At 27.5% G+C, this 13,808-nt stretch carries 12 protein-coding genes; 3 read left to right on the top strand and 9 right to left on the bottom strand.

Annotation, left to right across the window (positions count from 1 at the left end; translation table 11 throughout):
• Nucleotides 1–16: 16 nt before the first annotated feature.
• From DB318_RS02740 to DB318_RS02710, 7 genes are read right to left on the bottom strand one after another with little or no spacing between them, the layout of a single operon-like run.
• Nucleotides 17–826 carry a hypothetical protein gene (locus DB318_RS02740; RefSeq protein ID WP_151074260.1) on the bottom strand — a complete coding sequence of 270 codons (810 nt, stop codon included), beginning with the start codon at nt 824–826 and terminating at the stop codon, nt 17–19.
• Nucleotides 819–2,276 (bottom strand): Asp-tRNA(Asn)/Glu-tRNA(Gln) amidotransferase subunit GatB, encoded by a 1,458-nt coding sequence (gene gatB, locus DB318_RS02735; RefSeq protein WP_151074259.1) that lies wholly within the window; start codon nt 2,274–2,276, stop codon nt 819–821. Before gatB ends, DB318_RS02740 begins: the two co-directional genes overlap by 8 nt.
• Nucleotides 2,266–3,711 (bottom strand): Asp-tRNA(Asn)/Glu-tRNA(Gln) amidotransferase subunit GatA, encoded by a 1,446-nt coding sequence (gatA, locus tag DB318_RS02730; RefSeq protein ID WP_151060005.1) that lies wholly within the window; start codon nt 3,709–3,711, stop codon nt 2,266–2,268. The genes gatB and gatA overlap by 11 nt, the downstream gene beginning before the upstream one ends.
• A 10-nt stretch (nt 3,712–3,721) precedes the next feature.
• Nucleotides 3,722–3,997, bottom strand: a complete 276-nt coding sequence (gatC, locus tag DB318_RS02725) for an Asp-tRNA(Asn)/Glu-tRNA(Gln) amidotransferase subunit GatC (RefSeq protein WP_151060006.1) — start codon at nt 3,995–3,997, stop codon at nt 3,722–3,724.
• Nucleotides 3,998–4,006: 9 nt separating this feature from the next.
• Entirely contained in the window at nt 4,007–6,103 is a 2,097-nt protein-coding gene (locus DB318_RS02720; RefSeq protein ID WP_151074258.1) for an ATP-dependent helicase, read from the bottom strand.
• A gap of 2 nt (nt 6,104–6,105) precedes the next feature.
• A complete protein-coding gene (locus DB318_RS02715) occupies nt 6,106–7,305 on the bottom strand; it encodes a BB_0345 family helix-turn-helix protein (RefSeq protein WP_151060008.1) in 1,200 nt (399 codons plus the stop codon).
• A gap of 11 nt (nt 7,306–7,316) precedes the next feature.
• Nucleotides 7,317–7,967: a LolA family protein gene (locus tag DB318_RS02710; RefSeq protein WP_151060009.1), complete on the bottom strand. Its 651-nt coding sequence runs from the start codon at nt 7,965–7,967 to the stop codon at nt 7,317–7,319.
• Nucleotides 7,968–8,158: 191 nt separating this feature from the next.
• On the opposite strand from DB318_RS02710, the gene DB318_RS02705 reads away from it, so the two are divergent.
• The 3 genes from DB318_RS02705 (at nt 8,159) to amrB (ending at nt 11,867) form a co-directional block, all read left to right on the top strand.
• On the top strand, nt 8,159–9,577 hold the full coding sequence (locus DB318_RS02705) for an NFACT RNA binding domain-containing protein (RefSeq protein WP_151074257.1): 1,419 nt from the start codon (nt 8,159–8,161) through the stop codon (nt 9,575–9,577).
• 98 nt (nt 9,578–9,675) lie between these two features.
• Nucleotides 9,676–11,109, top strand: coding sequence for a pyruvate kinase (gene pyk, locus DB318_RS02700; protein WP_151073484.1), 1,434 nt, complete (start codon nt 9,676–9,678; stop codon nt 11,107–11,109).
• Nucleotides 11,110–11,126: 17 nt separating this feature from the next.
• Nucleotides 11,127–11,867, top strand: a complete 741-nt coding sequence (gene amrB / locus DB318_RS02695) for an AmmeMemoRadiSam system protein B (protein WP_151060012.1) — start codon at nt 11,127–11,129, stop codon at nt 11,865–11,867.
• Between the two features lie 20 nt (nt 11,868–11,887).
• Here the strand turns inward: amrB and rpmB are convergent, their stop codons facing one another.
• The gene (gene rpmB / locus DB318_RS02690) at nt 11,888–12,166 is read right to left on the bottom strand and encodes a 50S ribosomal protein L28 (protein ID WP_151060013.1); all 279 of its coding nucleotides are present in this window, start codon (nt 12,164–12,166) and stop codon (nt 11,888–11,890) included.
• 20 nt (nt 12,167–12,186) lie between these two features.
• Nucleotides 12,187–13,749: a hypothetical protein gene (locus tag DB318_RS02685; protein WP_151060014.1), complete on the bottom strand. Its 1,563-nt coding sequence runs from the start codon at nt 13,747–13,749 to the stop codon at nt 12,187–12,189.
• Nucleotides 13,750–13,808: the final 59 nt, after the last annotated feature.

The raw sequence follows: 13,808 nt of genomic DNA, 5'->3' as shown, positions 1-13,808 counted from the left end.
AATCCTATTAATTGTATTATTTGTAAGGATTACTGTCAAGCCCATCAATAAACTCATTCTTAAGAGCAAGACAAATTTTTTTAAAATTATCCAGATCTCCTTTAGAAAACTTCAAAGGAACAATAGATGGAATACTAAAATTTGGACTAATTAAATACCCATATTTAAGAAATTTATCAAAAATTTCAGCATGATAACAAGCATCATAAAGAGGAAACATATACCTACCAGTCAATTTAAACAAAGATGTAGTAAAAGAATTAAAATCAAAATTGAGATTTTTTTTATAAAATATAAGCTTGCTTAACATATGTTTGGCCAAAGACAAGGTTAAAGCATCAAAATTATCTTTAAATTCTATTTTTCTAGAAAGATTATCTATAACCACAATACTAACAGACATAAAATCAGGCAAAGGAATATTAAAAATCATAGGATATTTAATATCACTAAATCCTACTTTAAACTCATATATTCCTTCTTCCTTTTCCCAAGGCATAAAAACTTTATCCTTACCGGTTAAAGAAAATAAAAACTCTTTTGCATCTTGTTCTAGCTTAAAAATATAAACAGATCCAGCCTCTTTAAAAAAAGTAAATACCAAATTGATAAACTGATTTTTAAAAACAGAAGGATAAGGAGATATCAAGCCCCTTGACATAGTCTGCTTAAAAAGTCGATTTAATCCTTGAACTCTATAGCCTAAAAAATTTTTTCCACCATTTAGATATAAATCTAAATACCTCTTACCGTAAATATCGTAAAGATAAAAAAATCTTGCCCTTTTAATAACTGGCAAACTATCTATTAATGACAAATCATACATTTGATAAACTTTGTAAAAGAATTTCATTTGCAAGTATAGGATTAATTTTCCCTGAAGATTTTTTCATTATTTGCCCCATCATAAATTTAATAGCATGATCTTTGCCCTTTTTGTAAAGTTCAATTGACTTAGGATTTTCATTTAAAACTTCAAGCACAATCTCTTTAATAACAAGCTCATCACTTATTTGCTCTAGTTGATTTTCACTTATAATAACAGAAGCAGGAACTTCTCTAGCCATCATTTCTAAAAACACCTTTTTAGCCATTTTGCCACTTATTTTACCAGCAACAATAAATTCAACAAGCTCTGTAATATAGCTTGGAAGCAAATTAAATTCAAGAACACTAATCTCTTTATCATTAAGAACGCTTAAAACTTCAGACAATATCCAATTGGCTACTTTTTTAGGATCACTTGCATTAATAGCAGCCTCTTCAAAATATCTAAGCAAGTGCTTATCCGATGTTAAGGTAATAACATCAAAATCACTTAACCCATATTGATTTTTAAGCCTAACTCTTGCATCAAATGGAAGTTCGATTAACTTTAAATTTTTAATATTATTAATATAAAAATCATCAATTTCTATTAAAGGCAGATCGGGTTCTTGGAAATATCGATAATCAGATACTGTCTCTTTATCCCTTTGAATTACCGTTGCCCCACTTTTATCATCAAATCCTCTAGTATGCTTACCATAACTATCAAGAGTTTTCCTAAACTTAATCCACTCATCTTGCTGCCTTAATTTTTCATATTCAATGGCAGCTTTAATAGATTTAAAAGAATTTAAATTCTTTATTTCAGCTATAGGAGTTTTATACTCAACACCATTCTCTCTAATAATTAAATTAACATTTACGTCACATCTAAAAGAACCATTCTCCATATTACATTCTGACAAATCAAGATACCTAAAAATTTCTCTTAAAGAACTTAAAAAAGCAACCGCTTCATCTCCGCTACTAATATCTGGAGCAGAAACAATCTCAAGTAAAGGAGCCCCTGAACGATTAAAATCAATATAACTTTGATTCTCACCATCAAGCAAATGGAGACTCTTGCCCGAATCTTCTTCCATATGAATTCTAATAATGTTAATCTTTTTAAATCCCGAAGGAGTTTCAATTAATAAGCTTCCTCCCTCACAAATCGGCTTATCATTTTGCGAGATTTGATACCCTTTTGGCAAATCCGGATAATAATAATGTTTTCTATCAAATTTAACAACATGTCTAATTTTTGAATTTGTAGCATGTCCTGCTAAAATTGCGCTATTAATAAGCTCTACGTTCACACTTGGCAATGAACCGGGCAATCCAAGACAAATTGGACAAATGCGAGAATTAGGCACTCCTCCAAACTCATTCTTACATCCACAAAAAGCCTTTGTTCTTAAACCTAACTGAATATGAATTTCTAATCCAATAACTAATTTATATTCCATTCAATCCCAATTCCCTAATCACATTTTTTGAAAAACTTAAAAGTTCAAAATCCTTCTTACTACGCCCAATAATTTGCATTCCAATCGATAATCCTTCCTCATCCTTAACATAAGGAATAGAAATAGCAGGAGCTCCAATAAGATTTGCAATTACAGTACAAATATCTGAATAATACATTTTAACAGGATCATCAAAATCTAAGCCAATTCTAAAAGGCTTAACAAAACTTGTTGGAGTAATAATAAAATCACAGCTTGCAAAAAGCTTGTTAAATTTAGGAATAATTAAATTTTGAAGAATTTCACAAGCCTTTGTATAATATTTGGCATTATAGCCTTCTGACAATAAATAATTTCCAAGAACAACACGCCTTTTAACTTCTTCTGACAAGAAATTACTCCTATGTTTAAAATAAAAATCATTAAGACTCAAATTCTCTGATATTCTCTTGCCGTAACAAAGTCCAGTATAACGAGAAAGATTGGAGGATGCTTCAACAGGAGAAATTGTATAATAAATTGATAAAATAAAATCAATCTCTTTTATTGAAACTTCTTTTATGTTAATACCTTTGGACAAAAGATCAAATTTAAATTTGGCAAAACTACTTGCAACATTTTTGTCCATTAGATCTTCGCTAAGTTCTTTAATTACGGCTAAATTTTTACCTTGCAAAGACTCAATTTTTAAAGGATAAAAATCATCAAAGATGTCTACACTAGTAGAATCCATTTCATCAGCTCCACAAGTATGCTTTAATATTAAAGCAATATCTTCAATAGAATGAGAAAAAAACCCTATTTGATCAAAAGATGAAGCATAAGATGCAAGCCCATAGCGAGAAAGACCCCCATAAGAAGGTTTGAAGCCTAAAATTCCTGAAAAAGATGCGGGAAGCCTAACAGAGCCTCCAGTATCACTGCCAAGCGAAAAAGGCGCCTGAAACGATGCAACTACAGCTGCAGAGCCTCCAGAACTACCCCCTATAACATATTCTCTATTTAAAGGATTTAAGGTTGCACCATAATAAGAGAATTCACAAGTAGAGCCCATGGCAAATTCATCCATATTAGTTCTACCAATTAAAATTGCCCCTTTATCCTTAAGCCTTTTAATCACAGTCGCATCATAAGGAGAAATATATCCTTCTAAAATTTCAGAAGCACACGTTAAAGATTTATCTTGAATTGAAATATTATCTTTAACAGCAATAAGCATGCCAATTAAAGGCAAATCCTCTAATTCGCAATTTTTTAAACAATCATCATACTTTTTTGCAATCTCTAAAGAATCATCAAAAAATTCAATATATCCATTAATACCTTTATTTAATTCATAATTATTTTTATAAGCAAGTAAAATATCATAAATTTTACATTTTTTAGTTAAAACTAATTCTTGAATTTTGGTTAAAGTTAAGCTACTTAAGTCCAAGACCTTCTCCTTATTCTAATATTTTAGGAGATGAAAAATATCCATCTAAAAACGAGTTACTAAGCTTTTTAATTGATTCAATAGAAAGAGAAAATCTTGCTTTATCCTCACGCAATGTAGAAACCTTTTTTTTATTAGCATCAAAATTAATTTGAACATCAAAATTTGAAATTTCATTAACCAATCTAATAACTTTCTCAAATTTTAAAATAAATTTATCTTCACTCTCTCTGTTAAGCCTCACTAAGCTTAACTTTAAACTATTTTCTAAATGTATATCTTCCAAAATAAACCTCTAAACTTTGATAATTTTTTTAATATATTCAGAATTCAAAATGGCCTTCTTACCATTTATCAAACTAATTTTAACAAACTGGAAATTGCCTTGGTACCAGCTATCAATAATCATTCCCTTTTCTCCATTATAAATTATATAGTCCCCAATATTAAATCTAATATCCCTTTTATTATCAATAAAAAAATTATTAAAATTCTCTTTTAAATACTCGGGTATAAAAACAACGTCATAAAAATTCTTGTCAATATCTTGAAAAAAAATGGAAGGTGCAGTACTTTTGAAAGAACCTCTAAAAGCTCGCTTCAAATTTAAAGTAACAATAAGCTCTGATTTAGCTCTTGTGATTGCAACATAAAAAAGCCTTCTCTCTTCCTCAAGCCTATCTTCTGTTAATTCTTCAATTTCAGCTGGCAAAAGACCCTTTTCAAGTCCAGAAATCACAACTCTCTCAAATTCAAGCCCCTTAACACCATGAATTGAAGATAAAAATATATTGGACTTAAAATCCCCAGAAATTAAAGGGGAAAGTGAAGAATTTTCTAAAAATATAGCAAGGCCTTCAAATGTACCTGAATATTCAATTCCACTATTAATAAGCTCATCAATATTTCTTAATTTTTCATCCTTATCAAACTTTTTATAATAATCTAAAAGACCAAACTTAATTACAACATCCTCAATAAAAGCAGATAAATTAATATAATTGTCTTTAGAAAATTTCTTACCCAGCTCATCATAAATATTTATAAACAATAAAAGAGACTCTTTGGCTCTATTTTTAAGCGAACTCAAAGCCTTTTTGCTCGCACAAAATAAATTAAAATTAACATCATCATCGTTTAAAGCACTAATTATTTTGGCTAGAGCAGTTTTTCCAATTCCTCTAGAAGGCTTATTTATCATTCTTAAAAAAGCTATTTTATCTTTCTTATTTATAAAAAGCCTAAGCAGGCAAATAATATCTTTTATTTCCTCTCTCTCATAAAACTTAATTGACCCTAAAACCTTGTATGGGATATTCTTCTTTAAAAAGAATGTTTCAAAATGGAAAGATTGGGAATTGAATCTATAAAGTATTGCTGTATCAATATCATTGGCAACAAGCAAGTTAGAAAAGTATTCAGCTTCATCTGATGTGCTTTGAAAAACTAAAAATTTCATTTTTTTACTAGAACCATTTTGAGTTGTTATTTGTTTCTTATGCCTATTTTTATTTTTTGAGATAACCCCATTTGCAATATTCACTATATTTAAATTTGAACGATAATTTTGCACTAAATAAAATTTAATAACATTACTAAAAGTTTTTTCAAATTCAAGAATATTTTCAATTCTAGCTCCTCTAAAAGAATATATTGACTGATCTTCATCTCCTACAACCATAAAATACATACCATCCGAATAAAGTTCTTTCAAAAATAAAAACTGTGAATAATTCGTATCTTGATACTCATCTACAAAAATAACTTTAAATTTAGATTGAATAGATTCTTTTATGGATTTAGACTGCCTTAGCATTAAAACAGGCTTAATAATAAGATCAGAAAAATCAAAAGCATTATTCTTAGCTTTCTCTTCCTCATAAATTTTGATATATTCATATTCCCTTTCTGTAAATTCAATAAATTTTTCTAAGAAAAAATTTTCCTTATTTTTTAAAATCAAAGATGCAATATGTTTTGCCATTTCAAGATTTGAAGCAAGATCAATTTCTTTGACAAATCTAGCAACATCATTAGTATCCCAAATTGTAAAATTTGAATCATAATTTTTATCAAAATCCTTATAGTAAACCCTCAAAAGCCAAGACCCAAAAGAATGAAAAGTTTGAATATGAAGCTTCTTGTCAAATTTCAAAAGATCATTTATCCTATCATTCATTTCGCTTGCAGCTTTATTGGTAAAAGTTAAAGCTAAAATTTCATTAGGATTTATATTCATATGCTTTATTAAATACACAATTTTTGCAATTATAACTCTAGTTTTGCCACTTCCAGGCCCCGCTAAAACAAGAATTGGATCTTTACTTTTGCTAAAAACAATTTTTTCTTGAGACAAATTTAAGCTAGAAAAAAAATTTTTTATTTTATCCATTGCTAATAAACTTCAGAAACCTTGAGATCAAATCCTGAAGGCGTCTTTACCCAAAAAAATTGAACCGCAAAAATTTCTTTTCCCTGCTCTTTTAAAAAAGGCGTAATGTCTCTATCATTGAGAATAATATTAACATCAGAAAGTCTTGAAAAAAATAGTATCAAAGATTTTTCAAAAGCTAAATTAATAGGAATCCCTTTGGATGCAAAAAAAGACTTGCCATAAAGATTGTTTTCATCAGCATATCTAAAAAATGTATCATTTAAAAAATCGATTTTTAAATCAACATTTGAAAGTTTTTGAGAAGAATATAGGGTAAGATAATTGCTACTTGGTAATTTTTCAGCCCCCTTAACATCAAACTGCCAATTTAAAATATTAAATCTATTGTCAATATTAGTTTCAGATACATATTTAATATTTAAAGCAAAAGACTCTAGACTTACATTGGCTATTTTTGACTTATCATAATAATAATTCTCATAAATAATTTTGACTCTCAAATTATCATCAAGATTTATCTCTTTAAACTCTCCTAAATTAAAAATATCTTTATTTTTTTTAGACTCATCAACAATAACTAAATCATCACTAATAAAAGATGCTCTATATTTTGCAATGTTATCACCATGCGTTAAAGATAAAAAATCTCCCTCTTTAAGAGAAAGATTCCAAAAATTCTTTTTATCAAAAGATACTTCATGAATATTTGAAATTATCTTCTCATCCTTGCTAAGCTTAAAAAATTTTTTAAAATAAACTTCCACTTCTTTAAAGGCAAAAAACACAAACAATAGTAAAACAACACCAACAATTCCCAACAGGATTTTAAACACACTTAAAGATTCTAAATTTAAAAAAAACAATTTTTTGTCCAGTACTTTATTATCACCTAAAAATCCTAAATTTGAAACTTTATCTTCAGATCTAATCCCAATATAACTATTATTAAGCTTACTTTTATAATCCTTAAAAAGTGTTGATATTAACCTAGAATCAATATCTAAATATTCGCTATAAGTTCTCAAAAATCCAACTGCCAAAACTTCATTTGGGAAAATTTCAATATTAGAATCTTCAAGAGCTTTAAGATACTTAATAGAAATTTTAATATCATCGGCTACCATTTCAAGAGTCAAATTTTTACCGTTTCTAACTTTTCTCAAATAGCTCCCAAATTTAATAAAATCATTTTCTTCCATAGATTTAAACCTTAATTTTTTTTAATATCATATAAAAAATTATCTACCTTATTTGAAGATTTTGGAGGATCATACTTAAATTTGCTATCAAGAATCCCAACATTAAACTTCACGGCAATTAAATCAATAACTATTTCACGTCCACCACTAGTAGGATAAGCAGTAATTCTTCTAATTATTCCATCCGAAGTAAAAGCAATAATAAAAGAATTAATAGTAGCGGCCCCCTTGTAAAGCTTTCTAGAAAAGGTTAATTTAATATATTTTCCAGGCTCAGATGAATCTAGAGCTTCTAGATTTGGAGAATTGGTATAAGACACGCTGTACTCACTATTTAAAACTTTCATAAGACCTCCCCCACTGCTACCTTTTATTAATTGTTGACTAAACGAAGTCCCAAGAGATGGAACATAAACAGTCAAAAATTCACCATCACTTACAAAAACTTGATTATTTGAATCTAGATTAATAATAAACTTGTCTGGAAACTTATAAAATAAAATACCTGTTTGCTTTAACCCCTTTAAAGTGAAATTAATTGTCGCTTGCATATCCTCTATATTTTGATATTTAGCATAAATTCCTTCAAAGTATTGATTTGCGGATATTTGAGCAAACACAACAACAGGATATAAAACCAATAAAAGAATTGTTTTTACCATTCTATGAACTCTTATTATTAAGCTTAAGCCATTAACAAAACCACATTTAATATTTTATTGCCAATAAACTTTATTTCCATAATACTACATATCATGGAAATAAACTATTATTAATAGTAATAGTTTAATACATAAAATAGAAATTTAAAACTTAGGTATAAACATCTTTAAAGAATTAGGATTTGACAAAAATGTCTTTGAATTACGTTGAAATAAATACTTTGATTAAAGAAATTCCTCTCACAAACTCTTTAATAAAAAAAATAATACAACCAGATTACAAAAATTTGATTTTAGAAATTTACAATAAAATTGATAAAAAAAAAATTAAAATATTAATTTCTTTAAATCCAAGCACTACCAGACTCCATATAACAAAAAAAAATTTCAAAAATAATGCTTTAAAGTTAAGATTTTCTGACTTCTTAAAATCAAAAATTCAAAATGGAAAAATTATAAAAGCTTTCCAAATGAAAAATGAAAGAATAATTTCTCTTGAGATTTTAAAAAAGGAAATAATTATCTTATTTATCAAATTGTGGCCATCCTCTCCAAATATAATAGCTACAACCCCAAATTTTAAAATACTAGATGTATATTATAGAAGGCCAAAAATCAAAGAAACAACGGGTGAAATCTTTTTAAAAGCTAAAGAAATACATGAAAGCAATAAAATATCTGATAAAAAAAACATGGGCCTAAAAGAAGAATACAATAATGCAAGTTATACATCTTATTCTGAATTTCTTGAAAATTACTATGAATCACTCAGCAATCAAATTAAAGAAACCAATATAAAAGAACTGCTTATTAAAAAATATAAAAAAGAGTTAATTGTTTTAGAAAAAAGAATAGAATCTTTAAAAAAACAAATCAGGCTAATTGAAAACATTGAAAATGAAAAAGAAAAAGGTGAGTTGATTTTATTAAATATTAACAAAATACAAAAAGGGATTAAAGAAATAACTCTCTTAAATTACAAAAAAGAAAAAATAAAAATATCGTTAAACCAAGCATTATCACCAAAAGAAAATGCTTTACAATATTTTAAAACATATAAAAAAAACAAAAATTCTTTTAAAACAATACAAAATCAATTAAAAGATAATCTAGACAAATTTAATCTCATCCAATCAAAAATAACCATGTTAAAGATCGAAAATTTCATTCCAAAAGAAGAATATCATCAAGAAGAAACTGCTATTAAAAAAAAAGAAAAAACACCACAAATAGGCTTGCGGGTTACCTGTCGTGGATTTGAAATTATTATTGGAAGAAGCGCAAAAGAAAACGATGAACTTTTAAGACACTGTGTTAAAGGAAATGACTATTGGCTTCACACAAGAGATTATCCTGGAGCTTATGTTTTTATTAAAAGTCAAAAAAATAAAACTCCTTGTCTTGACGTCCTTTTAGCTGCTGGTAATTTATGTGTATTTTATACAAAATTAGCAAAAAAATCAGGAAAAGCGGATCTTTACTACACTCAAGTTAAAAATTTAAGAAGAGTTAAAAACGGAAAGCTAGGTCTTGTAATTCCAAAAACAGAAAAAAATTTACATATTAAGCTAGATGAAACTCTAATAAAAAAATTAAAAAATCAAAACTAAATACCGCTATATAGTAAAGCAAAGTTTTGAATTTTTTATAAAATATTGTTATTCAAAGACAAAAAGCATAAAATTTATAGAAGTGGAGGAAGAACTTTATGATTTCAAAGTTAACAAAAATTGTAGCAACAATATCTGATCTTAGATGCGAACCAGAACATATAAAAGATTTATACGATGCGGGAGTAAATGTCATAAGGCTAAATACTGCTCATCAATCACACGAAGATACAATAAAAGTAATAGACAATGTTAGAAAAATTTCAAATAAAATAGCTCTAATGATCGATACAAAAGGGCCAGAAGTTAGAACAGCAAATATTGAAAATCCTATTATTGTAAAAACTGGGGACAAAGTAATTATCTCAATCTCGCCCATTAATGAACCCAATAGCTTTCAAACCAATTATGGTGGATTTGTCCAAGAAGTGCCTCAAGGATCTAAAGTGCTAATTGATGATGGTGAACTTGAAATGACTGTTGTTAGCAAACTGTCTGACCGATTAATTTGCGAAATTAAAAATGATGGCCAAATTAAAAATAAAAAATCAATCAATACTCCTGGCATTTCTCTTAAACTGCAATCAGTAACCGAAAAAGACAAAGGATTTATTGAGCTTGCAGCAAAATATAATATTGATTTTATTGCCCATTCGTTTGTAAGAAATTCAAAAGACGTTCAAGATGTTAAAAAAATTTTAAATGCTGCTGGAAATCCTGATGTAAAAATCATATCCAAAATCGAAAATCAAGAAGGAATTGATAATATTGAAGAAATTGTACAAGCATCTTATGGAATAATGGTTGCAAGAGGAGATATGGGAGTTGAAATTCCCGCAGAAGATGTGCCTATTGCCCAACTTAAAATAACACAAACCTGCATAAAGTATGGAATACCTGTGATTACAGCAACTCAAATGCTACATACAATGATTGAAAACCCAAGACCTACTAGAGCAGAAGTATCAGACATAGCTAACGCTATTTTAAACGGAACAGATGCAATTATGCTATCTGGAGAAACCGCTTATGGAAAATATCCAATTGAAGCTGTAAAAATGATGACAAGCATTGCTAAAAAAGTTGAAAAACATAGAAAAATGACCTTATATAAAGATGAACTTTTTTACGATACAAGCATTACAAGAAACTATATTATAAAATGTGCAATCGATGCCACAAAGCTTCTGGATATAAAAGCAATTATTGTAGATTCTCTAAAGGGCAAAACCGCAAGAATAATGGCAACCTACAGAGCAAGCGTTCCATTATTTATTACAACAAATAGTGAGAGGCTGGCAAGAGAATTGACATTGTCTTACGGTGTTTATTCTAATCTTGTAGACAATAATTTTAAAAGAACTACTGAATTTGTAGTAACTTCTCTTAAAATATTAAAAGAACAAGGTATTGTTAATGACAAAGATACTGTAATAATCATTTCTGGTAACCCAAATAGAGACATTGACAAAGGAACAGAATTTATGGAAATAAATACAGTAGAAGATGCAATCAAGGGGCGGAATATATAAAACAAGTTAGAAACTCCTTGGTTGAAAACATATTTTATTCAAATAATACAAACAGCTTATCATTAAAGTTGTCAGAAAAAAAAACTCACAAAGCCATCCTAACAAGTTATGGAAACTATGAGTTTTTTTTAAAAAATGAATGTTTTTTTAAAAAAATAATATCAAATCAAACTAATAATGTATTTATAATTTCTGAAGCAAAAAGCAATTTTTTAATCAATATATCCAATCATCATATATGGAAAATTTTTAATAAAAATATTAAAGTAAACCTAAAAATATTAAAATTATTAAAAAATTTAAATTTTATAAATATAGACGATAAACTAATCGAAAATGATCATAAAATTGAAATCACATTGAATTTCATTAGCAATATAAAGAAAGACATAAAAATAATTCCAATAATTTTTGGAAAAACTTGCAATAAGCATTTAATAAGATTTTGTGAGTTTTTAACACCTTTTATAAATAAAGAAGAAAATTCATTTATTTTACTATCTTACTTTATTTCAAAATCTACAAATATAAAAAAAGCTCTCAAGCTCGAAGAGAATTTAAAGCGCATATTTCTTGAAAAAAGGCCCCCTAGCCTCAATCTAATATTAGAAAGCTATAAATCAAAAAAAATATTTCCAGAAAACATAAATGCGATCATGACTATTTCAAGCCTTTTTAAAAATTTTGAATTTACAGACTCAAAAATAACGCACAATCCACCGGAATACTTAATATCAAGTAGTATTCTAATAAAATAAAATTGTTAAAAAATTAAAGTTTATAAAAAGTCTTCTATTTTTTTGCAGTTTTTCTTTAAAAAAACATCAAGTCCTAACTTTGAAATACTTCTTAATGCATTAGCAGAAACCTTAATGTTAACACTTCTTCCAAGATCTGGAATAAAAAATTTTTTATTTATTAAATTAACCTTAAAGGTTCTTTTGGTTTTTACTCCAATATGTTGCCCAGCTCCACCTTTTTTCTTGGCAAGACCTTTTCTTGGAACATTGTTTCCAAACATAGTCTTTTTCCCTGTTATTTCACACTTCCTAGCCATTTAACACTCCTTTAATTTATTCATTTTTTCTCCAAATATAAATCCATTAACTTTAAAAATAAAGCTAAACTGCCTAAAATATTTTTCATTATACCTCCAAAGTTTAAATTGTTTCCATAGCTTTTAACAAGTTCCATATCAAGCTCTTTCCAATTATAAATCAACTCTCTTTCCAAAGAGACCTTTGAATAATCTGAAAGACAATCTTGCAAGCGCTGCTCAATAGAATAAACTTTAGAATAATATTCACTTGATATGGCAAACGCCTTTTTATTAACATCTGCTATAATGTTTAACAATAATTTCTCTGAAGATTTATCCCCCACAGAAGCTCTGTGTAGTAATGCATTTATTCTATTACCATATCCGCCTTGCTCTCCTAAACTAGAATCAAAATCAATAAGACTTGCATAAATATTAATTAAGGCATGCATATCATTAGACATTTCTCTTGAAAGCTCTATAAGCTTCCATTGGCCTTTAATAATAAGCAAATTAATAATATCATTAAGATCTTTTTTAACAAAATGAATAGTGTATGTTCTCAAATAAACTAAAAGCTCACAATAAATATAGCCTGTAGTGCTCATAATTTTAGATAAAATCTTTTCATTCATTTTTTCATTATAATTATCCAAATTTAAAAAAGATATTCCTGGGAAAAGTTGCTCAGCCAATATTTTGGATTTACTACTTTTTTGCAAAACTTTAATCTTTTCAATTTCAGTGGCAACATGCTTGGTAAGATCATTAAAAAATATTCTTGCTATTGGATTGATTTTTTGACTAGTAGAAATAGGAAAATAATCCGGATCCCCACTAACATATCTTATTAAATATAATATTTCTTTACTCTTATTTATATCTAAAATAGAAGAAATAATCTTAATCCAGACATTCGATTTAATAGGAAAATCTTCTTTATTTCCATAAATTTCTAAAATAATGTCATAAAGATTTTTCCAAATAGAAATGTTCTTAATGCAAGAAATACATTCTAATAAATCTTTAAGATCATCTATGATAACCCCACATCCTATAGAACTAAATCTAGGCCTATATACAAAATCATCTTCTGGAAGCAAACTGTCAAAATTTTTAAGAACCAAATAGTATTGATATAAGACTAAATCAAAAAAATTATGCAAAGCTTCATAAGTTTCATCTATCAATTTAATTTGTTCTTGAGTTATGTTTTTAAACAAATAAGATAAATTATTATGTAATTTTTTAGGAAGATCTGAATCAAAATTTATGTTATCGCTTGCAGAAAAAGAATAAATATAATCTAAAGATTTCTTCTGGCTTTCACTTAAATATTTTTCAACAACAAAATGAACAATTTTATTAGAATTTTTATATCTTTGGGCAAATGGCCTTAAGGGAGAAAAAATTTTATAAAAATTATAAAGAAATCTAGAAAATTGAGGTAAAGCTTGAATTTTCGAAGCATTAAAAAAATTACTTACCCTGCTTAAACTAATTTTAACTTCTTTTAACCTTTTTTGCTTTATTTGCTCAGAAGTAAGTTCTTTATTAATACTAAACATAGAAAGTATAAAATCAAATAACCCCAAATTCATCATCCCCCTAAAAACTTTTCAATTCCCATGCTCTATTTTGCAGTTAAACATAGAAGCCA

Source organism: [Borrelia] turdi (genome assembly GCF_008828755.2).
In the GTDB taxonomy this organism is placed as follows: domain Bacteria; phylum Spirochaetota; class Spirochaetia; order Borreliales; family Borreliaceae; genus Borreliella; species Borreliella turdi.
The sequence above is the reverse complement of the archived record's forward strand: the minus strand, read 5'-3'. Positions and strand labels throughout refer to the sequence as shown.